This window comes from Nocardioides sp., from assembly GCF_041600255.1.
In the GTDB taxonomy this organism is placed as follows: domain Bacteria; phylum Actinomycetota; class Actinomycetes; order Propionibacteriales; family Nocardioidaceae; genus Nocardioides.
Window position 1 is genome coordinate 1 of record NZ_JBFIKK010000061.1, and the last position, 18,962, is coordinate 18,962.

General features: G+C 71.6%; 16 protein-coding genes. 5 read left to right on the top strand and 11 right to left on the bottom strand.

Features of this window, described 5'->3' with window-relative positions:
• Positions 1-64: 64 nt before the first annotated feature.
• Positions 65-1,195 carry an acetate/propionate family kinase gene (locus ABZE72_RS09015; protein WP_372728688.1) on the top strand — a complete coding sequence of 377 codons (1,131 nt, stop codon included), beginning with the start codon at positions 65-67 and terminating at the stop codon, positions 1,193-1,195.
• A 3-nt stretch (positions 1,196-1,198) separates the two neighbouring features.
• Here ABZE72_RS09015 and ABZE72_RS09020 read toward each other — a convergent pair whose 3' ends face one another.
• Complete coding sequence (locus ABZE72_RS09020; RefSeq protein WP_372728689.1) at positions 1,199-3,694, bottom strand: phosphoketolase; 2,496 nt, start codon at positions 3,692-3,694, stop codon at positions 1,199-1,201.
• Between the two features lie 116 nt (positions 3,695-3,810).
• The gene (locus ABZE72_RS09025; protein ID WP_372728690.1) at positions 3,811-4,545 is read right to left on the bottom strand and encodes an alpha/beta hydrolase; all 735 of its coding nucleotides are present in this window, start codon (positions 4,543-4,545) and stop codon (positions 3,811-3,813) included.
• A gap of 227 nt (positions 4,546-4,772) precedes the next feature.
• Here ABZE72_RS09025 and ABZE72_RS09030 point away from each other — a divergent pair, with 227 nt between their 5' ends.
• The gene (locus ABZE72_RS09030) at positions 4,773-5,054 is read left to right on the top strand and encodes a hypothetical protein (RefSeq protein WP_372728691.1); all 282 of its coding nucleotides are present in this window, start codon (positions 4,773-4,775) and stop codon (positions 5,052-5,054) included.
• An 11-nt stretch (positions 5,055-5,065) separates the two neighbouring features.
• Entirely contained in the window at positions 5,066-5,413 is a 348-nt protein-coding gene (locus ABZE72_RS09035) for a hypothetical protein (RefSeq protein WP_372728692.1), read from the top strand.
• On the opposite strand, the gene ABZE72_RS09040 is transcribed toward ABZE72_RS09035, so the two are convergent.
• The 6 genes from ABZE72_RS09040 to purL form a co-directional block, all read right to left on the bottom strand.
• On the bottom strand, positions 5,380-5,877 hold the full coding sequence (locus ABZE72_RS09040; RefSeq protein WP_372728693.1) for a GNAT family N-acetyltransferase: 498 nt from the start codon (positions 5,875-5,877) through the stop codon (positions 5,380-5,382). The genes ABZE72_RS09035 and ABZE72_RS09040 overlap by 34 nt on opposite strands.
• Before the next feature lie 4 nt (positions 5,878-5,881).
• Complete coding sequence (locus tag ABZE72_RS09045) at positions 5,882-6,412, bottom strand: phage tail protein (RefSeq protein WP_372728694.1); 531 nt, start codon at positions 6,410-6,412, stop codon at positions 5,882-5,884.
• Positions 6,412-6,924, bottom strand: coding sequence for a phage tail protein (locus ABZE72_RS09050; protein WP_372728695.1), 513 nt, complete (start codon positions 6,922-6,924; stop codon positions 6,412-6,414). Before ABZE72_RS09050 ends, ABZE72_RS09045 begins: the two co-directional genes overlap by 1 nt.
• Positions 6,924-7,412, bottom strand: coding sequence for a phage tail protein (locus ABZE72_RS09055; protein ID WP_372728696.1), 489 nt, complete (start codon positions 7,410-7,412; stop codon positions 6,924-6,926). The genes ABZE72_RS09050 and ABZE72_RS09055 overlap by 1 nt, the downstream gene beginning before the upstream one ends.
• A gap of 24 nt (positions 7,413-7,436) precedes the next feature.
• On the bottom strand, positions 7,437-12,728 hold the full coding sequence (locus tag ABZE72_RS09060) for a cadherin domain-containing protein (RefSeq protein ID WP_372728697.1): 5,292 nt from the start codon (positions 12,726-12,728) through the stop codon (positions 7,437-7,439).
• Between the two features lie 180 nt (positions 12,729-12,908).
• Positions 12,909-15,203 (bottom strand): phosphoribosylformylglycinamidine synthase subunit PurL, encoded by a 2,295-nt coding sequence (gene purL, locus ABZE72_RS09065; protein WP_372728698.1) that lies wholly within the window; start codon positions 15,201-15,203, stop codon positions 12,909-12,911.
• A 251-nt stretch (positions 15,204-15,454) separates the two neighbouring features.
• On the opposite strand from purL, the gene ABZE72_RS09070 reads away from it, so the two are divergent.
• Entirely contained in the window at positions 15,455-16,816 is a 1,362-nt protein-coding gene (locus ABZE72_RS09070; RefSeq protein ID WP_372728699.1) for a glycoside hydrolase domain-containing protein, read from the top strand.
• A gap of 28 nt (positions 16,817-16,844) precedes the next feature.
• Here the strand turns inward: ABZE72_RS09070 and ABZE72_RS09075 are convergent, their stop codons facing one another.
• The 3 genes from ABZE72_RS09075 to purS are packed head-to-tail and all read right to left on the bottom strand — an operon-like array spanning position 16,845 to position 18,204.
• Positions 16,845-17,291 carry a DUF3817 domain-containing protein gene (locus tag ABZE72_RS09075; protein ID WP_372728700.1) on the bottom strand — a complete coding sequence of 149 codons (447 nt, stop codon included), beginning with the start codon at positions 17,289-17,291 and terminating at the stop codon, positions 16,845-16,847.
• Positions 17,288-17,956, bottom strand: coding sequence for a phosphoribosylformylglycinamidine synthase subunit PurQ (gene purQ, locus ABZE72_RS09080; RefSeq protein ID WP_372728701.1), 669 nt, complete (start codon positions 17,954-17,956; stop codon positions 17,288-17,290). The genes ABZE72_RS09075 and purQ overlap by 4 nt, the downstream gene beginning before the upstream one ends.
• Positions 17,953-18,204 (bottom strand): phosphoribosylformylglycinamidine synthase subunit PurS, encoded by a 252-nt coding sequence (gene purS, locus ABZE72_RS09085; RefSeq protein WP_372728702.1) that lies wholly within the window; start codon positions 18,202-18,204, stop codon positions 17,953-17,955. Before purS ends, purQ begins: the two co-directional genes overlap by 4 nt.
• A gap of 103 nt (positions 18,205-18,307) precedes the next feature.
• Here purS and ABZE72_RS09090 point away from each other — a divergent pair, with 103 nt between their 5' ends.
• Positions 18,308-18,811 carry a general stress protein gene (locus ABZE72_RS09090; RefSeq protein ID WP_372728703.1) on the top strand — a complete coding sequence of 168 codons (504 nt, stop codon included), beginning with the start codon at positions 18,308-18,310 and terminating at the stop codon, positions 18,809-18,811.
• Positions 18,812-18,962: the final 151 nt, after the last annotated feature.

The following is an 18,962-nucleotide window of genomic DNA, read 5'->3' on the forward strand; positions in this document are numbered from 1 at the left end:
CGACGTCGGGCCCGGCGCCCGACGTCGCTCCCCTACCGTGGAACCCACGACGACAGGGGGCGCGATGGCAGAGCCGGGACCGCAACGCGTGCTGGTGCTCAACGCCGGCTCGTCGTCGCTGAAGTACCGCGTCCTGGACGTGGCCTCCGGTACGGCCTCCGTCCAGGGTCAGGTCGAGCGCGTCACCGACGTCCACCAGGCCCTCGCCACCGTCCACGACCGGATCGCGAGCGCCGGCGTCGGCGAGGCCGACCTGATCGCGGTCGGCCATCGCGTCGTCCACGGCGGAGCGCGGCTCGTCCGCCCCACCCTGGTCGACGACGACGTCCTCGCCGAGATCGAGAACGCCACCCGGCTCGCCCCGCTGCACAACCCGCCCGCGCTCGCCGGCATCCGCAGCGCCCGTGCCGAGTACCCGCACCTCCCCCAGGTCGCGGTCTTCGACACCGCCTTCTTCGCGAACCTGCCCGCCGCCGCGGCGACCTACGCCCTCGACGCCGAGGCGTCCGCCCGCGCGGGGATCCGCCGCTACGGCGCCCACGGGATCAGCCACGAGTACGTCGCCGGCGAGGCCGCACGCCTCCTCGACCGCGACCCCGCCGAGCTCGACCAGATCGTGCTGCACCTGGGCAGCGGCGCCTCCGCCGCGGCCATCCGCGGCGGACGCCCCGTGGACACCTCGATGGGGTTCACTCCCCTCGAGGGTCTGGTGATGGCCACCCGGGGCGGCGACCTCGACCCGGGCATCCTGCTGCACCTGCTGCGCCACGGCGGCCTCGACGTCGACGGGCTCGAGGAGCTGCTGCACCACCGGTCCGGCCTGGCGGGCCTGGCCGGCCACCCCGACTTCCGCGACCTGCTGGCCGCCCTCGACGCCGGGGACGAGCGGGCGCGCGCGGCGTACGACGTCTACGTGCACCGGCTGCGCAAGTACGTCGGCGCCTACCTCGCCGTCCTCGGCGGCGCGGACGTGCTCACCTTCACCGGTGGCGTCGGCCAGTGGGCGCCCCGACTCCGGGCCGACTCCCTCGCCGGGCTCCAGCCACTGGGGATCGAGATCGACCCCGAGCGCAACACGGCCGACCAGCCCGGCCCGCGTCGCATCTCCGCCGCCGGATCCGCGGTCACCGTGCTGGTGGTCCCGACCGACGAGGAGCTCTCGATCGCCCGGCAGACGCTCGCCGTTCTCGGCTGACCGCTACCCCTGGTCGGCGCCCGGGGCCGGCCCGACGGTGGTCGACGGGGAGTGGCCGTGACCCGGCCTGGCCTGGTCGCTCCAGCGCCAGTCGCGCACCTCGGGCAGGTCGTTGCCGTGCTCGCGGGTCCACTGCCGGGCCCGGCGGCGCATGTCCAGCATCTCCTGCCGCAGCAACGCCGCGCGCGACCCGAGTCCGGGCACGCGGTCGATCACGTCGATGACCAGGTGGAAGCGGTCGATCTCGTTCATCATCACCATGTCGAACGGCGTGGTCGTGGTGCCCTCCTCCTTGTAGCCGCGCACGTGCAGGTTCACGTGGTTGCGACGCCGGTAGGTCAGCCGGTGGATCAGCCACGGGTAACCGTGGTAGGCGAAGATCACCGGTCGGTCGGTGGTGAAGACCGTGTCGAAGTCGCGATCGGTGAGTCCGTGCGGGTGCTCCTTCTCGTCCTGGAGCCGCATCAGGTCCACCACGTTGACGAAGCGGATCCTCAGCTCCGGCAGGTGCTCGCGCAGCAACGAGACCGCTGCGAGCGCCTCGAGCGTCGGGACGTCCCCCGCGCAGCCGATGACGACGTCCGGATCGCCGTCGTCGTTGGAGGCCCACTCCCAGATGCCCAGCCCGCGAGCGCAGTGCAGGTCGGCCTCCTCGGCGCTGAGCCAGTCGAAGCACGGCTGCTTGCCCGCCACCACGACGTTCACGTAGTGCTCGCTCTGCAGGCAGTGCTGCATGGTCGAGAGCAGGGTGTTGGTGTCCGGCGGCAGGTAGACGCGGACGACCTCCGCCCGCTTGTTCACGACGTGGTCGATGAAGCCGGGATCCTGGTGGGAGAAGCCGTTGTGGTCCTGGCGCCACACGTGCGAGCTCAGCAGGTAGTTGAGGCTGGAGATCCGCGGACGCCACCCCATCTCCCGGGTGGTCTTGAGCCACTTGGCGTGCTGGTTGAACATCGAGTCGACCAGGTGGATGAACGCCTCGTAGCAGCTGAAGAGCCCGTGCCGTCCGGTGAGCAGGTACCCCTCGATCCAGCCTTGGCAGGTGTGCTCGGAGAGGATCTCCATCACCCGGCCGCTCGGCGCCAGGTGCTCGTCGACGTCGTGGATCTCACCGGCGAAGACCTTGTCGGTCACCTGGTAGACCGCGTCCAGGCGGTTCGAGGCGGTCTCGTCGGGGCCGAAGAGGCGGAAGTTCGTGTCGTTGTCGCGGACCACGTCGACCAGGTACCTGCCCAGCTCCCGAGTCGGCTCGTGGATGGAGCAGCCCGGTTCGCGCACCTCCACGGCGTGGTCGCGGAAGTCGGGCAGCCGCAGCGGCACCCGGAGCATCCCGCCGTTGGCGTGCGGGTTGGCGCTCATCCGACGCCGCCCCTGCGGGGCCAGGGCCCGGATCGCCTCGACCGGTACGCCGTCGGCGTCGAACAGCTCCTCGGGCCGGTAGGACCGCATCCACTCCTCCAGCTGGGCCCGGTGGGCGGGGTTGCCCCGGGTCTCCGCCAGCGGCACCTGGTGCGCTCGCCAGGTGCCCTCGACCGGCTTGCCGTCCACGACGGCGGGCCCGGTCCACCCCTTCGGGGTGACCAGCAGGATCATCGGCCAGGGCCTGCGCTCGCACGACCGACCCTCCGCGGCCGCCGCCCGGGCCTCGCGCTGGATCGCGCCGATCCGGTCGTGGGCGGTGTCCATGGCGGCGGCCAGCTGACGGTGCACGTCGCGGGGATCGTCCCCCTCGACGGTGAGCACCTCGTGGCCGTAGCCGCGCAGCAGGCTCTCCAGCTCGGGCCGCGGGATCCTGGCGGGCACGGTGGGGTTGGCGATCTTGTAGCCGTTGAGGTGCAGGATCGGGAGCACGGCACCGTCGTGGACCGGGTCGACGAACTTGTTCGCGTGCCAGGACGCCGCCAAGGGGCCCGTCTCGAACTCCCCGTCCCCGATCACCGCGGCCACGACCAGGTCCGGGTTGTCCATGGCCGCGCCGTACGCGTGCGAGAGCACGTAGCCGAGCTCGCCGCCCTCGTGGATCGAGCCCGGCGTCTCGGGAGCCACGTGGCTCGGGACGCCGCCGGGGAAGGAGAACTGCCGGAACAGCGCCCGCATGCCCTCACGCTGGTAGCCGATGGCCGGGTAGACCTCGCTGTAGGTGTGCTCCAGCCACGCGTTCGCCACGGCCGCGGGTCCGCCGTGCCCCGGGCCGGCGAGGAAGATCGCGTTCACGTCCCGGGCGCGGATCAGCCGGTTGAGGTGGGCATACAGCAGGTTGAGCCCCGGGGTGGTCCCCCAGTGGCCCAGCAACCGGGGCTTGACGTCGTCGGCCACCAGCGGGCGGTCGAGCAGGGGGTTGTCCAACAGGTAGATCTGACCGACCGCGAGGTAGTTCGCGGCCCGGAACCACAGGTCCAGGCGGTCGATCTCGGCCTCGTCGATCGGGCGTCCGGGCAGCTCGGCGGCAGCGGCCTCGAGCGTGGGCCGCTCGGCGACGTCGTGGGCAAAACGGGACATGCCGTGGTCTCCTCCGTGGGACGGCTGGCTCTCCACCGTCGCACGTCGGACCCCGTCGTCACAGGGGTCGAAGGTCCGTACCCGCGATGACGGTCGGCACCTCCGGATCGCCTACGTCAGCCGATCACGTCGAGGACGGCGAGGGTCCTGGCCCAGGCCTCGGACGAGGGGTCGATGACGGTGAAGTGGTCGCCGTCGACGGCGACCAGCTCGGCCGCGGCACCCGCGGCGGTGGCGGCGGCGACGTACTCCTCGGACTGGCCGATCGGGACGATGTCGTCGGCCCGGCCGTGCACGCACCACACCGGTACGTCGAGCGGCAGCTGCTGGCGTGGGTCGGCCGATGCGTCGGCCGCGCCGGGAGGACGGCCCAGGAACCGCTCCACGGCCCCCGACCCCAACCGTTGGTCGTGGGCTGCCTGCAGGTCGAGGACGCCGGCCTGGGAGATCACGGCGCTCACCGTGACGCGCTCGGACCAGCGCCCGAACCGCCCCCGGGAGGCTGCCCAGGCGGCCAGGTGCCCGCCCGCCGAGTGCCCCAGCGTGACCACGGTGTCGAGGTCCACCCCGGCCACGTCGGCCAGCGCGTCGATGCCCGCTGCCACGTCGTCCAGGGTCTCGGGCACGCCTCCACCCCCGCCTGCCCCCTCGCCCACCCGGCGGTACTCCAGGTTCCAGGCGGTCCACCCCTGCTCGGCCAGGCTCTCCGCGAGCGGCCGGCCCAGGGAGAGGTCGTACTGCGCCTTCCAGAAGCCGCCGTGGATCACCACCACGACTCCCCGGGAGGGGCCGGAGGGCCGGTACAGCTCGCCGAACTGGCTCGGGTGGTCGCCGTACTCGATGCGCTCCACGTCGCTCCTCCTGCTCGTCGCCCCGGCTGCAGGGGCGCCCTTCCCGGGTCCTCCGGGTGCCCGCGCACACCCCGCGGCCATCGTCAGGCCGACGAGGCTGAGGAACGTACGACGGCCCGGCACCAGGTCATCGAAGCATGCTGGACAAACCGGCCACCGGCCCCCGACCCCGGGTGTAGCGTCGAACGGGCAACGATCGGGCGAGCGAGGGAGCCAGCACCGTGGAGATGACCCGCCGTACCGCCATCGCCGGCGCCACGATCGCGGTGGCAGGCGCTGCGCCGACCACGGTCTGGCTGATGGGCCGCGACTCCGCCCCGGTCGCCTTCGACCTCGAGCATGCCTCGGACCTCCGGGTCTGGATCGGGAGCGGACGCACGTTCCCCCTCGAGGTGCGCCGTGGCGCCCGGGTCCTGGAGCGCCACGACCGCCTGACCTCGGACTCGCTGCTCTCGCTGCGCAGTGCGCACGTGACGGTCCGCACGGCGTCGGCGCCCGTCCGCGCCTGACCCCGGCCGAGATGCCGGATCTCCCGCCGTCCGACCCGGGCCACGACGCCCTGAGCCTGGACACGTTCACCGACCACGTCGGCGGGCCCGTCACGCTCTCCCAGGCCGCGCTGGAGGACACGTCGCCGATCGGCGAGGTCACCGGTGTGCTGCGCCGGGCCGGCAGCCTGAACGGCGACGACACCGCCACCGCGCGCAGCTTCTACCTCGAGATCTGGGCGCCCGGCGACCCCCTGCCCCAGGCCACCCGGCGGGTGCACGTCCCCGGCCTCGGCAGCTGGTCGCTCTTCGTGTGCCCCTACGGCACCGAGGCCGGCGGCACCCTCTACGAGGTGGCGTTCTCGCGGGCTCCGGTCTGACCCGGTCGCCAGACCATCTCGACGTACATCGGGTCGTCGTTCAGCTCGACGAAACCCAGCCGGGCGTAGAGCCGGCGAGCTCCGGCGTTCTCCCTCCGGACGCTGAGCCGCAGCTCCGCTCCGCGCCCGGCCGCCTCGGCCTGGAGGTCGCGGAGCACCGCGGTCCCCCACCCGCACCCGCGACGGTCCGGGAGCAGCGCGAGGTCGACCAGCCGCATCCCCTCCGCAGCCCGGTGCACGCGGACCCGACCGACGGCCGACCCGTCGACGAGGAGGATCCTCGACTCGGCGTCGGGGAACCGCCGGTCGTGGTCGGCCTCCTGTGCCCGCCGTTGCAGGTCGATCAGCCCGGCCAGCTGATCGGCGTCGAGGGGGAGGCACGTCAGGTCCTCCCGGGTCGAGACGTACAGCCGGGCCAGGAAGTCGGCGTCGCCGTCCCGCACCTCGCGCAGCTGCAGCGGCATCCGCTCAGCTCCGGGACGGATAGACACCCTCCAGTGCGATCACGAAGTTGAGCACCTGCAGGGGCGAACGGTTGTCGTGCGGCGACGTCCCGCCAGTGAGCGGCGTCAGCGCCTCGGGCGCCATCTCCACGAGGTTGCCCGTGGTGTCGCTCTGGTAGGCGAAACCGGGCCCGCTGCGGGCCAGGCTGCGCGAGGTGCTCGGCGCCTGCACCTCGGCCGGGTCCGGAGCCGCCGCCACCACGTGGGCGTGCGCACCGGACTGCTGCGCGGTCAGGGCGACCGCGTCGAGGCCACTGGACTGGCCGATCGAGTAGTCGCTCAGGCCGGGTCCACGACCCGGAGCCATCACGGCGCGCCCCGGCAGGTTCGGCAGGCCGAGGGTGGTCCGCCCGTCGCCGCCGTACATGGTGCCGACCAGTGAGAAGAGCGCGGTGTGCTGCGCGATCGGCAGCAGCTGTCCGTTGCAGAACGCCCACCCCCGCGGGGCGAAGTTGTAGGGGACGACACGGATCTCGGCGATGAAGGGCTCAGCCATCAGTTCCTGCTCGGGTAGAGGCCGGTGAGCGCGATGATGTAGTGGATCGCCATCGCCGGCATGCGGTTCTCGTGGGGCTGGCTGCCGAAGCTGCCGGTCGTGGTGACTGTCCCGATGGTCGGCGCATCCTGCAGGAAGGCCGTGACCGACGGCGCCGTGGCGACCACGTTGGACTCCGGAGTGGACGACGAGCCGGCCGCCGTCGAGGCCTGGAAGCCGTGGCCGTGCTGGGGCACATGGGTGGAGTCGAGGGCCACCTGTTCTGCTCCGCCCTGCTGACCGATGGGCCGCGGGGTCAGCCCGGGTCCGGTGCCCTGGTGGATCGGTAGTCGGCCGCGCAGCTCGGGCAGTGCGAACGTGTTTCGCCCGTCCCCCCCGTAGGTCGTGCCGATGAGGCTGAACAGGGCGTCGTTGGTCGAGATGGACAGCAGCTGGCCTTGGCAGAACGCCCAGCCGCGTGGCGCGAAGTTGCCGGCGAAGATCCTGATCTCGCCGATGAAGGGCTCACTCATCAGTTCCTACTCGGGAAGAGGCCCTGGAGGGCGATGCACCAGCTGGTCACGAGGTAGGGCTGCAGGTTCCCGTGAGCCGTACCGCCGGTGACGCCGACGGTCTGCGGGTGGATCGTGGTCAGGTCGGCCGGCGGCCCGTAGAGATTGTTGGCGCCGGCCAGGATCGACGGAATCGGCTGGTCCCCGGGGCTCGCCGAGGCCCGGACCGTGTGCGTGTGCGACGGGACCTGATCGGCCGTCAGGGTGACCGCCTCGGATCCGAGCTTCTGCCCCAGGGACAGCCCGTCCCCGGCATGCACCGCCGTTCGGCCGCGCAGGTCCGGGAGCCCGAACGTCGTGCGGCCGTCACCGCCGTACGTCGTGCCCAGCAGCGAGTAGAGGGACTGGTTCTGGCTGATCGGCAGGATCTGCCCGTCGCACAGCGCCCAGCCGCGTGGCGGGAAGCTGAAGGACATCATCCGCAGCTCCCCCAGGAAGGGTTCGCTCATCGGTTCACCTCTCGTTCGTCGTGGTCAGGGAGTCGGCAGGGCGCACGTCCCGGTGCCGAGGAAGCTGCCGGTTCCGGCGGCGCTGGTGGAGACCGTCGGGGTGCCGCCGAGGTCGTTGCGACCCTGCAGGTAGGCGTTCACCGCCGCGGTGTCGCCGGCCGTGCCCGCGTAGCCGGGGAGCCGGATCGACGTGTCGGCCAGCCGGCGCACCCGGATGTCGGCGACGGCCCCGGACCCGGTCAGCGCGTTCTTCAGGGCCGGGTCGCTGGGGTGTCCCAGGTCGAGGCAGGTGGTGGAGGTCTCCGTGCCCCCGGTCGACCCGGAGCGGAGGAAGACGCCGTACGACCCGAAGGAACCGGGGTTGCTGATCGTGTTGTCCCGCACGGTGGCGTCGAGGTCGGAGTTGCCGTCGTTCATGGTCAGGTTGATGCCGGCCGGGTTGGCGAACTGGCGCAGCCGGTTGTCCGCGATCAGCACCCGCACCGCCGAGCCACCGTTGGAGTTGACGGTGACGGTGTCGCCCGTCGCGGACCCGGAGTTGGCTGCCCCGGGGGTGCCGATCGTGTTGCCGGTGACGGTGGCGTCGATCTGGACCGCCTGCGGCAGCGCCGCGCTGCCGGGCCCGTCGATGACGATCGCACTGTCGTAGGCGCCCTGGATCTCGTTGTCGGTCAGCACCGCGTCCATCACGGCACTGCCCCCGGGATTGACCGTGATCCCGCCGCCCACGACGTCGGGGGAGGTCGTGGTCATGGTGGTGTCGTTGATCGTGAGCTCCTGGACGACCGTGGTGCTCGCGTCCGTGGTCATCTGGACGTGGTCGCCGCGGTTGTTCGTGAACGTGGTCCGCTGGATCTCGAGGCTCATGCTGCCGTCGCCGGTGCCGCGCAGCAGGATGCCGTCGTTGCCGGTCGTGCTCGAGTTGCTGCCGATCGTGCCGTCGGTGACGGTCGCGTCGAGGTCGCCGGTGTCGTTCTCGACGTGGACGTTGTCCTCGGCGCTGCCGGTCACCGTGGTGTCGTCGAGGGTCATGGTGCCGGTCAGGTCGGTGAGGTCGAGCCCGTGCTCGCCGAACTGGTCTCCGTTGTCGGTGATCTGGCTGTTGCTCAACGAGAGGCCCACCACCTCCGTGCCGCGGAGGCCGTCGTCGGCTCCCCCGGTGACGTGCACCCGGGTGAGGTCGACGCCGGCTCCCACCCGGGTCAGCAGGATGCCGGGGCCGGTCGAGCCCTGGATGGTGCCGCCCGAGCCCGGGGTGCCTGAGCCGGTGACCTCGAGCCCGCCGGCGAACCCGGTCTCGTCGAGACGGATGCCGCTGGAGGCGCCGTCGGTGGAGATGCTCTCGAACGTCACCCCGGCCGCCAGGATGTCGGTCTGGGCAAGGTCGATGCCGGGCCCGGTGGTGGTGGTGATCGTGTTGCCCGAGCCGGAGACCGAGACCTCGCCGCTGCTGGTGGCCTCGAACCCCGTGCCCGAGGTGGTGTCGATGTCGATCCCGCCCCCGCTGAAGACCAGCGTGTGCCCGTCGCTGGCGAGCATCGCCACGGCGTCGGAGGCGCCGGTGTCGAGGACGACGGGGGTGCCGCTGAAGGTCGTGCTGCCGGCGTTGTTCGTGGACAGTCGGATGCCGCCGCCGGCGTCCGCCGAGTCCGTGACCGGACCGCTGAACACGACGTCGCCGCCCGCTCGGTCGGTCACCTCGACCGACAGCCCGACACCGTCGCCGACGGTGCCGCCGTACGAGACGGAGCCCGAGCCGCCCTCGAGGTCGACGCCGGTCCCCGAGAAGCCGCTGAGGGTGCCCGAGGTGGCCGAGAACGTGCCCGCTCCCAACCCGGACAGGCTGATCCCGTCCGCGTTGCTGCCGTTCGAGCTCACCGAGTCGAAGCTCAGCGAGACCCCGGTGGTCGAACCGACGTCCACCGCCGGTCCGCCCGTACTGTCGATGGTGGCGATGCCCGAGGCGGGCACGGTCACCGCCCCCGCGTTCGAGATCAGCAGGCCGGTGGACGTTCCGCCGGTGGACAGGGCCAGGTCGGGGCCGATGCCGTCACCGAGGTCGATCGTGCCCGTGGTGTCGACCAGGCTGATCCCACCCGCGGACGAGCCGGTGACCGTGATGTCGTCGACCACGCTGCCGCCGCCGAACCCGGTGCCGCTGACGTCGAGGCCGGCGGCTCCGGTGGTCTCGAGCGAGATCGTGCCGGCCGGTTGGAAGATCGTGGTGCCGGCGTTGGTCAGCCGCACCGCGGGCGCACCGACGGTGTCGACGGTCAGGTCGGAGAAGGTGAAGGTGCCGGTGGTGCTGTCGAGGTCGATGCCCGCCGCCGTGCCGGGGCTGCCGGTGTCGTCCACCACGAGGTCGTCGAGGAGTCCGTCCGCGACGCCGAGACCGCCGGCGATCCCGCCACCGCCGGCGGGGTCCAGCTCGAGTCCCCGCACGGTGTTGTCCGAGGACAGCGTCACGACGTGGGCGGCACCGTCGGTGAGGACCGGGCGCGCGGCGGGGTCGGCCGGCTCCAGGGTGACGCCGTCCACCTGGAGGGCGGAGGCCTGACCGATCAGGCGCTGCCCGACCTGGAGGTCGATACCGTCGCCGAGGCCCGTGGGCGTGCCGTCGCCGCCGTGGACGAAGATCGTGTGGCCGGGGCCGGAGGCGACCTGGGCCTGGGCGAGGCTGTCGAACGGCGCGACCGAGGTGCCGGCGTTGCCCGGTGCGTCGTTGTCGACGAACCAGACGCACTCGGTGATCTCGATGGTCACCCGGCCCACGTCCGTGGCCACCGAGTCGGTGAGCGTGTAGTCGAAGAAGTCCGAGGTGTCCGAGCAGCTGGTGCCGGGCGCGGGGTGGAAGACGAAGTCACCGTCGGACTGGATCTCGACGCTGCCGCCGTCGTTCGTGGCGACGGTCTCGGCGACGACCGAGAGCGTGTCGCCCGCGTCCGGATCGGTGTCCCCGTCGAGGATCTCGCCGCTGATGGTCTTCTGGGGGCCCGCCGGGTCCGGGGCGCCGTCCGTGGGGTCGTCCACCACCAGGGCAGCGTTGCCGATCGCGCGGTCGGTTCCGGTGAAGCTGTCGTCGTCGGCGACCGGCGGATCGTTGGCGTCGGTCACGGTGATCGTGAACTGCTTCTCGAAGGTCAGTCCGCCGGCGTCGGTGGAGCGCACCCGGACCGACAGCGTCGGGGTCGACTCGAAGTCGAAGCCGGTCGCGGTCTCCAGGGCGGCGCCGGCGATCTGGAACCCGGAGTTGTCGTCGTCACCGGTGCCAGACGCCAGGGTGTAGGTGTGCGAGTCGCCGGCGTCCGGGTCGGTGCTGCTCAGGGTGCCGACCGCGGTCCCGGAGGGCTGGTTCTCGGCGACCGTCGAGCCGGTGAGGCCGAGGTCGGTGGGTGCCTCGTTGACATCCTGGACGGTGATCGTGAAGGGCTCGGCGAAGGTCTCGCCGCCGGAGTCCTCGGCCTGCACCCGGATCGACAGCGAGGAACTGGCCTCGTGGTCCAGCACGTCGGCGGTGCGCAGCTCGTCCGTGGTGATGTCGAAGGCGGCGTTCCCGCTGTCACCGGCTCCGGGCACCAGGCTGAACGTGTGGGTGTCACCGGGATCGGGGTCGGTGGCGGTGAGCAGACCGACCAGCGTGTCCACCGGTTCGTTCTCGTCGACGGTGGTGGCCGACAGGTCGAGGTCGCTGGGCGGAAGATTGACGTCGTCGATGCTCACGCTCAGGCCGCGGGCGAAGACGCCGCCCTGACCGTCGTCGGCCTGGACCCGGATCGAGTAGTCGGACTTGGTGGCGAAGTCGAAGACCTCGTCGGTGACGAGCTCGTCGCCGACGATGCTGAACGAGCCGTTGTCGGCGTCGCCGGCGCCACTGACCAGCGCGAAGGTCTGCGGGTCGGCCGGGGAGTCCTGGTCGGTGGCGGTCAGGGTGCCGACCACTGTGCCGATCGGCTGGCCCTCCTCGACACTGTCGGGCGAGAGCGAGATGTCGGTGGGGGCGTCGTTGACGTCCTGGACCTCGATCGTGAACGACTCCTCGTACTCGTTGGCCTCGGGGTCGGTGACCCGCAGCCGGACCTCGTACGACGAGCGGGTCTCGGCGTCGAACACGGCCGCGGTGCGCAGCGTGGTGCCGTCGAGCGTGAACTCGCCGTTGTCCGCACCGCCCGGCGCGAACCCGAAGGTCAGGTCGCCCGGCGGGGTGTCGGAGTCGACGGCCGAGACCGTGCCGACCGCGGTGCCGACCGGCTCGTTCTCGTCGACCGTGGCGCTGTCCAGGGAGAGGTCCTCGGGGGCGTTCGGCAGGTCCGTCAGGAACACGTAGCGTCGCTCGCGGTTGCTCGCCTTCCGCCGCTTGTCGACGACCTGCAGGGTCAGCGTCCGGAAAGGATGCGGGGTCGCGGAGGCGGTGTCGAACCGGAGACTGCGCAGCACGGTGCGCCACCGCCGCAGGCTGGACCTGCCTCGCAGGTCGAGGACGCCGGTGCTCGCGTCGAAGGAGCTGCGGATGCCGAAGCGGTCGGTCACCGCGAGGAAGTCGCCGGCCTCGCGCCCGGTGGTGATCCGGACCGTGCCCCTGGCGATCTTGGTTCGGCGCGGACCCGTCAGCATCACGCCGGGGTCGACCCGAACACCGCCCGAGCCCTCGACGAACTCGGTGACCCCGGGGCTGAAACGCAGCCGGGGCGCGTCCGCCGACGTGTCGCCCTGGGCGGGGTTGTAGTCGCGCTCGCGGTCACGCCCCGGTCCGCCGTCGAAGTGGTCGGCGTGCGGGCCGCCGATCAGCACGTCGCGCTGGCCGCCACCACAGAGCAGGTCGATGCCACGACGTCCGTTCAGGACGTCCTTGCCCTTCTGGCCGAGCAGCAGGTCGGTCCACCTCGTACCGTTCAGGCGATTGCCGCGCTTGTTGCCGGCCCGCACCCGGATGGTGGTGACGTCGGTGGACGAGCCGTCCGAGACCGTGATCCGCACCGTCGAGGCGCCCCGCTTGCCGCGCTTGGTGGCCAGCAGGACGGTTCGCCGGACGCCCGACCCGCCGAAGCGGACGGTCGAGGAGGGCAGCAGGCGCCGGTTGCTGGAGGTGGCGGAGAGGACGAGGTCGCCGACGGCGGTGTCGGGGTCGTGAAGATCGACGAGGAACGAGCCGGAGCGGCCCCCGCGGCCACAGTCCCCGGCCGCGACGAGGGTGATGCTCGGCGGCTCCAGCAGGCCTCCGGCCGCCGTACGGGAGGCCGATGCCAGGGGTGCGGGCTGGAGCCCCACCACGGCCGCACTCGTGGCGAGGGCGATCAGTGCCCGAAAAGACCTGCGCATGGGATCCCGTTTCCTCGCCCGGCCACGAGCTGACGCCCGTGCGGAGTCGGTCAAGACGCGGGATCCCCATGAGCACTGACCAACGTCTCGCTGATCCCCCCACCCTCGCCCTTGTCGCACCGGGTCGCAACCGGAACGGAGAAATCCCTCCCGGGCGGGCCCCGGCGGTGGGGCTCCCGGTCAGCCCAGGGCAGCCGGCAGGGTCGCCGACCAGGCCGAGCGGATCTCCGCGACGGGGAGCGCGAACTGCCCCGTGACGACCAGGTCGCTGCCGCCGGTGCGCCCGAGCTCGGCGACCGGGACGCCGTACGTCGTGGCCAGCTCGCGCAGCGCGTCGGCGTTCTCGTCGGTGACGGTGACGATCGCCCGCGCCGCCGACTCGGTGAAGAGCTGCACGAACGCGTCACCGGGCAGCACGACCTGGACCCCGATGTCGTGGGCGAGGCAGGACTCGGCCAGGCCCTGGGCCAGCCCGCCGTCGGAGAGGTCGTGCGCCCCGGTGACCAGGCCGGAGGCCGACGCCTCGACGAGGAGCTCGGCCAGCGCGCGCTCCGCGGCCAGGTCGACCCGCGGGGGCAGCCCACCGAGGTGACCGTGGACCACGTGCGCCCACTCGGAGCCGGAGAGCTCCTCGCGGGTCTCACCGAGCAGGAGCACCTGCTCGCCCTCGGCCACGAAGCCGGTCGGGGTACGCCGGGTGACGTCCTCGATGACACCCAGCACGGCGACGACCGGCGTGGGCAGGATCGCGGTCTCCCCGGTCTGGTTGTAGAGGCTGACGTTGCCGCCGGTGACCGGGATGCCGAGCTCGAGGCAGGCGTCCTTGAGACCGCGGCAGGCCTCGGCGAACTGCCACATCACGTCCGGGTCCTCGGGGGAGCCGAAGTTCAGGCAGTCCGAGATCGCCATCGGCACGGCGCCGCCGGTGGCGACGTTGCGGTACGACTCGGCCAGCGCGAGCTGGGCGCCGGTGTAGGGGTCGAGCTTGGCGAAGCGGCCGTTGCAGTCGGTGGAGACGGAGACGCCGAGGTTGCTCTCGGGGTCGACCCGGACCATCCCGCTGTCGGCAGGCTGGGACAGCACGGTGTCGCCGCGCACGTAGCGGTCGTACTGGTCGGTGATCCACGACTTGTCGCAGAGGTTCGGGCTGGCGACCAGGCGCAGCAGGGTCTCGCGGAGCTCCTCCCCCGAGCCGGGTCGGGGCAGCGCCTCGGCCGTGTCGGCCTGCAGGGCGTCCTGCCAGGCGGGGCGGGCGAAGGGGCGGTGGTACGTCGGACCGTCGTGGGCGACCGATCGGGGCGGCACGTCGACGACCCGCTCGCCGTGCCAGTCGATGTGCAGGCGGCCGGAGTCGGTGACCTCGCCGATCACGGTGGCGTCGACCTCCCACTTGGCGCAGATCGCGAGGAAGGCCTCGACGTCGTCGGGCTCGACGACCGCCATCATCCGCTCCTGGGACTCGCTCATCAGGATCTCCTCGGGCGCGAGCGTGGAGTCGCGCAGCGGCACCCGGTCGAGCTCGACGTGCATGCCGCCGTCGCCGGCGCTGGCCAGCTCGGAGGTGGCGCACGAGAGCCCGGCGCCGCCGAGGTCCTGGATGCCGGCGACGAGGCCGGCCGCGAAGATCTCGAGCGTGCACTCGATGAGCAGTTTCTCCATGAACGGGTCGCCGACCTGCACGCTGGGCCGCTTGGCGGGCCCGGAGCCCCCGTCTTCGGACTCCGTGAAGGTCTCGCTGGCGAGCACGGAGACGCCGCCGATGCCGTCGCCGCCGGTCTTGGCGCCGTAGAGGATCACCTTGTTGCCGGCGCCGCTGGCCTTGGCCAGGTGCAGGTCCTCGTGCCGGAGCACGCCGACGCAGAGCGCGTTGACCAGCGGGTTGCCCAGGTAGCTGGCGTCGAAGACCGCCTCGCCGCCGATGTTCGGCAGGCCCAGGCAGTTGCCGTAGGCGCCCACCCCCTCGACGATGCCGGGCAGCACCCGCAGGGTGTCCTCGGCGTCGAGCGGGCCGAAGCGGAGCGGGTCCATCACCGCGACCGGTCGGGCACCCATGGCGAGGATGTCGCGGACGATGCCGCCGATCCCGGTGGCGGCGCCCTGGTGCGGCTCGACGTACGACGGGTGGTTGTGCGACTCGACCTTGAAGGTGACCGCGTAGCCCTGGCCGATGTCGATGACGCCGGCGTTCTCGCCGATCCCGGCGAGGGTCTTGCCGATCGGGGTCTCCTGCGGGATCTCGGAGAACTGCTTGAGGTGGACCTTGGAGGACTTGTACGAGCAGTGCTCGCTCCACATCACCGAGTACATCGCCAGCTCGCTGCTGGTGGGCCGGCGGCCGAGGATCTCGCGGATCTCGGCGTACTCGTCGGCCTTCAGGCCGAGGTCGGCCCACGGCTGCTCCCGATCGGGGTCGCCCGAGGCGACGGCAACGGTGTCGAGGCTGGATCCGGGCGTCGGTCGATTCGTCTCGGGCACGCGCTCAATCTACCGGCGGGCCAGGACGCCCCCACCGCCCGCCCGCTGGGTGGGTGGCCCGCCCGCCCCTTCAGATCCGGATCTCCTCGACCGACACAGGGACTGGATCACCCGATCCGGGCGAGGGCCGGGTGGGCGCCGACGAATTACAGGCTTGTGGTTACCGCGAACTGGTGTTACGCGTGTGACTGATGAGGTTATGGTGACGGCGCGCCACCCCCCTGCTTCCCCAGCTGCTCTGGAGTCACCTGATGTCACGCCTGCCCCGCCGGACCGCCCGCGCCACGTTCACCGGACTGGTCGCCGGCACGCTCGCCGCCTCCGTGATGACCCTCGGCACGGCCGCCCCCGCGCACGCTGACAACGTCACCACGCCCGGCGACTTCACCGGCTACGGGTTCGACCAGTGCCTGGCCCCGACCCAGAAGTCGATGAACGCCTGGCTCAAGCACTCGCCGTTCCTCTCGGTGGGCATCTACACCTCCGGCGACTCGCGCGCCTGCCGCAACCAGCCGAACCTCACCCCGACCTGGATCCGCAAGCAGCTGGCCCGCGGGTGGCGCCTGCTGCCGATCACCCTCGGCCCGCAGGCCTCCTGCCAGCCGCGCTTCCCGCGCTACGACGACGACGAGACGATCAACCCCAAGCCGGGCTCCAAGAACCGGTACCGCGCCGCCCGCCGGCAGGGTCGCGAGGAGGCCGTCAAGGCCGTCGAGGCCGCCCAGGGTCTGGGCATCGTGCCGACCAGCACGCTCTGGTACGACCTCGAGGGCTTCGACAACACCAACACCCACTGCCGTGAGTCCGCGCTCTCCTTCCTGAGCGCGTGGACCACCAAGCTGCACCAGCTCAACTACGTCTCCGGCGTCTACTCCAGCGCGGGCTCGGGGATCCTGGAGCTCGACCGGGCCCGGATCAACCGCCCGAAGGCCTTCACCCTGCCCGACCAGATCTGGCTGGCCCGCTGGGACGGAGTGGCCAACACGTCCTCGTCGTACATCCGTGAGGACGGCTGGCGCCCGCACGCCCGGATCAAGCAGTACCAGGGCGGCCACGACGAGACCTGGGGCGGCGTCCGGATCAACATCGACCGGAACTTCCTCGACGTCGGCCGGGGCTCCTGGGCCCCGCCCGTGGCGCACTGCGGCAACACCCAGGTCGACTTCGTCAAGTACGACGCCGTGATGCCGGCTCGCGACGGGTACGCCGCCGACGGCGCCCAGGTGAAGGCCCTGCGCTGCCTGCTCAAGGAGCACGGCGTCTTCTCCGGCAAGGTCGGAGCCCGCTACAACAAGAGGACCCAGCGCGCGGTCAACGAGTGGCAGCGCACGCACGGCTTCGAGGTCGGCCCGAACTTCTCCCGCGAGAACTGGATGTCGCTGCTCGCGGCCGGGAAGATGGGCGTCTACAAGTTCGGCTCCGCCGGCGAGCCGGTCCGCCGGATCCAGCGTGCGCTGAACGCGGCGCGACCCAAGGCCCGGATCGAGGTCACCGGCGTCTTCGACAAGAAGACCGACGAGGTGCTGCGCGCCTGGCAGCGCCAGGCCCGACTGCCGGTCAGCGGGGTCGTGATCGGTCGCCACTGGGCGGCACTGCAGGCCGGCAAGCGCTGAGGTTCACCCGACCGACCGACCGGGCGGCTCAGGCTCCGGGCGGGCCGACCAGCAGCGCGACTCCGGTCAGGGCGAGCACGGCAGCGGTCATCGCGACGGCTCCCCGGCCGGGGTGACGCACCAGCAGGGCCACCGGACGCTCGAGTACGGAGACCGGAGCCTGCCCGGCCAGCCGCCAGTCCGACCCGAGCGCCTGCTGACGCTCGACCCGGCGGTCGAACCACACCGTGAGGAACGGCGGGACGGCGGCGGCGAGGCCGAGCAGCAGCCGCGAACTCGGCCAGCGCTGGTCGACCGCGACGAGCACGGTCACCGCGCAGTAGGCGATGAACACGACACCGTGCACCATCCCGAAGACCTGGACCCCGAGCTCGGTGGTCTCGGTGACGTACTTGAGGAACATCCCGGTGAGCAGCAAGGCCCAGGTGATCGCCTCGGCGACCGCCGCCCGCCGGAAGAGGACGAGCGGGCTCACGTCAGGACGGTGGCGGCCAGGCTGGTGAAGAAGCCCAGCCCGTCGGTGCCCGCACCGGTCAGGTCCTCGACCGCGTGCTCGGGGTGGGGCATCAGACCGACGACGTTGCCGCGGGCATTGGTGATGCCGGCGATGTCGCGCATCGAGCCGTTCGGGTTGACGTCGAGGTAGCGGGCGACGACCTGGCCCTCCCCCTCGATCCGGTCCAGGGTCTCCTGGTCGGCCACGAAGCCGCCCTCGCCGTTCTTGAGCACGATGGTGACCTCGGCGTTCGCGTCGTACGACGAGGTCCACGGGGTGCGGTTGTTCTCGATCCGCAGGCGCTGGTCGCGGCAGACGAACTTGCGGTGGTCGTTGCGGATCAGCGCACCCGGGAGCAGGTGCGACTCGCAGAGGATCTGGAAGCCGTTGCAGATGCCGAGCACCGGCATGCCGCGCTCGGCCGCCTCGATGACCTCGGCCATCACCGGCGAGAAGCGCGAGATCGCGCCGCAGCGCAGGTAGTCGCCGTACGAGAAGCCACCCGGGAGGACGATCGCGTCGACACCCTTGAGGTCGTGGTCGCCGTGCCACAGCGGGACGGCCTCGTTGCCACCGAAGCGGACCGCGCGCTGTGCGTCGACGTCGTCGAGCGAGCCCGGGAAGGTGACGACCCCGACCCTCACGCCGACTCGTCCACGTGGACGGTGAAGTTCTCGATCACCGGGTTGGACAGGAGGGTCTGCGCCATCTGGTGCACCTCGGCGAGGACCTCGTCGGTGACCTCGCCGGCGAACTCCAGCTCGAAGCGCTTGCCCTGACGGACATCGGTGACGCCGGCGAACCCGAGCCGCGGCAGGGCGCCGAGGACGGCCTTGCCTTGGGGATCGAGGATCTCGGGCTTGGGCATGACGTCGACGACGACTCGGGGCACGAACGGCTCCTTGGTGCGGGCGGGGACGGGCGACTGCGCCGCCCAGTCTAGGCGGCGGCGGCGCAGTTGGTTGACGCGAGTCGGCCCGGGCACACTGGAGGGCATGAGCATGTCTCCCACGAACCGCGCGGCCTCGCCGCTCAAGCTGGAGTTCCCGCAGTCGCTGGCGGTGTACGACGACTACCAGGCCGCCCAGAAGAGCGTCGACTACCTTTCCGACCACAAGTTCCCCGTCGAGCAGTGCATGATCGTCGGCACCGACCTCAAGCGGATCGAGCGGATCACGGGTCGGCTCACCACGGGACGGGTGGCGCTGGGCGGTGCGCTGTCCGGAAGCTGGCTGGGTCTCTTCGTCGGGCTGGTGTTCACGCTGTTCACGGAGAACGACGTGGTCACCACGATCGCCTCGACGATGCTGTTCGGTGCGCTCTTCGGCCTGATCTGGGCACTGGCGGGGTACGCCGCGACTCGGGGGCAGCGGGACTTCTCCTCGGTGACGCAGGTGGTGGCCACCCGCTACGAGGTGCTGGTCGAGCACAAGAGCGCCGCCCAGGCGCGGGAGCTGCTGGCGGGGTTGCCGGGGGCGTTGCCGGATCCGTTTGCGTGAGGTGCGGTTTCATCACGGTATGCAGCTCAACCCGCGCTTCCCCTGGTCTGCAGAGCATGGGAAGCGCGGGTTGATCGTGGGAACCTCGGGTCAGGCGGGCTGGATCAGGTCGCGGACCGGGTGGTTGGGCTACATACCTTGATGAAGCTGC

Bases quoted from the DNA above. Each gene is read 5' to 3' on its own strand.
- ABZE72_RS09015 (WP_372728688.1), top strand. From the start codon at position 65: ATGGCAGAGCCGGGACCGCAACGCGTGCTGGTGCTCAACGCCGGCTCG.
- ABZE72_RS09020 (WP_372728689.1), bottom strand. From the start codon at position 3,694: ATGTCCCGTTTTGCCCACGACGTCGCCGAGCGGCCCACGCTCGAGGCC.
- ABZE72_RS09030 (WP_372728691.1), top strand. From the start codon at position 4,773: ATGACCCGCCGTACCGCCATCGCCGGCGCCACGATCGCGGTGGCAGGC.
- ABZE72_RS09035 (WP_372728692.1), top strand. From the start codon at position 5,066: ATGCCGGATCTCCCGCCGTCCGACCCGGGCCACGACGCCCTGAGCCTG.
- ABZE72_RS09040 (WP_372728693.1), bottom strand. From the start codon at position 5,877: ATGCCGCTGCAGCTGCGCGAGGTGCGGGACGGCGACGCCGACTTCCTG.
- ABZE72_RS09045 (WP_372728694.1), bottom strand. From the start codon at position 6,412: ATGGCTGAGCCCTTCATCGCCGAGATCCGTGTCGTCCCCTACAACTTC.
- ABZE72_RS09050 (WP_372728695.1), bottom strand. From the start codon at position 6,924: ATGAGTGAGCCCTTCATCGGCGAGATCAGGATCTTCGCCGGCAACTTC.
- ABZE72_RS09055 (WP_372728696.1), bottom strand. From the start codon at position 7,412: ATGAGCGAACCCTTCCTGGGGGAGCTGCGGATGATGTCCTTCAGCTTC.
- ABZE72_RS09060 (WP_372728697.1), bottom strand. From the start codon at position 12,728: ATGCGCAGGTCTTTTCGGGCACTGATCGCCCTCGCCACGAGTGCGGCC.
- ABZE72_RS09070 (WP_372728699.1), top strand. From the start codon at position 15,455: ATGTCACGCCTGCCCCGCCGGACCGCCCGCGCCACGTTCACCGGACTG.
- ABZE72_RS09090 (WP_372728703.1), top strand. From the start codon at position 18,308: ATGAGCATGTCTCCCACGAACCGCGCGGCCTCGCCGCTCAAGCTGGAG.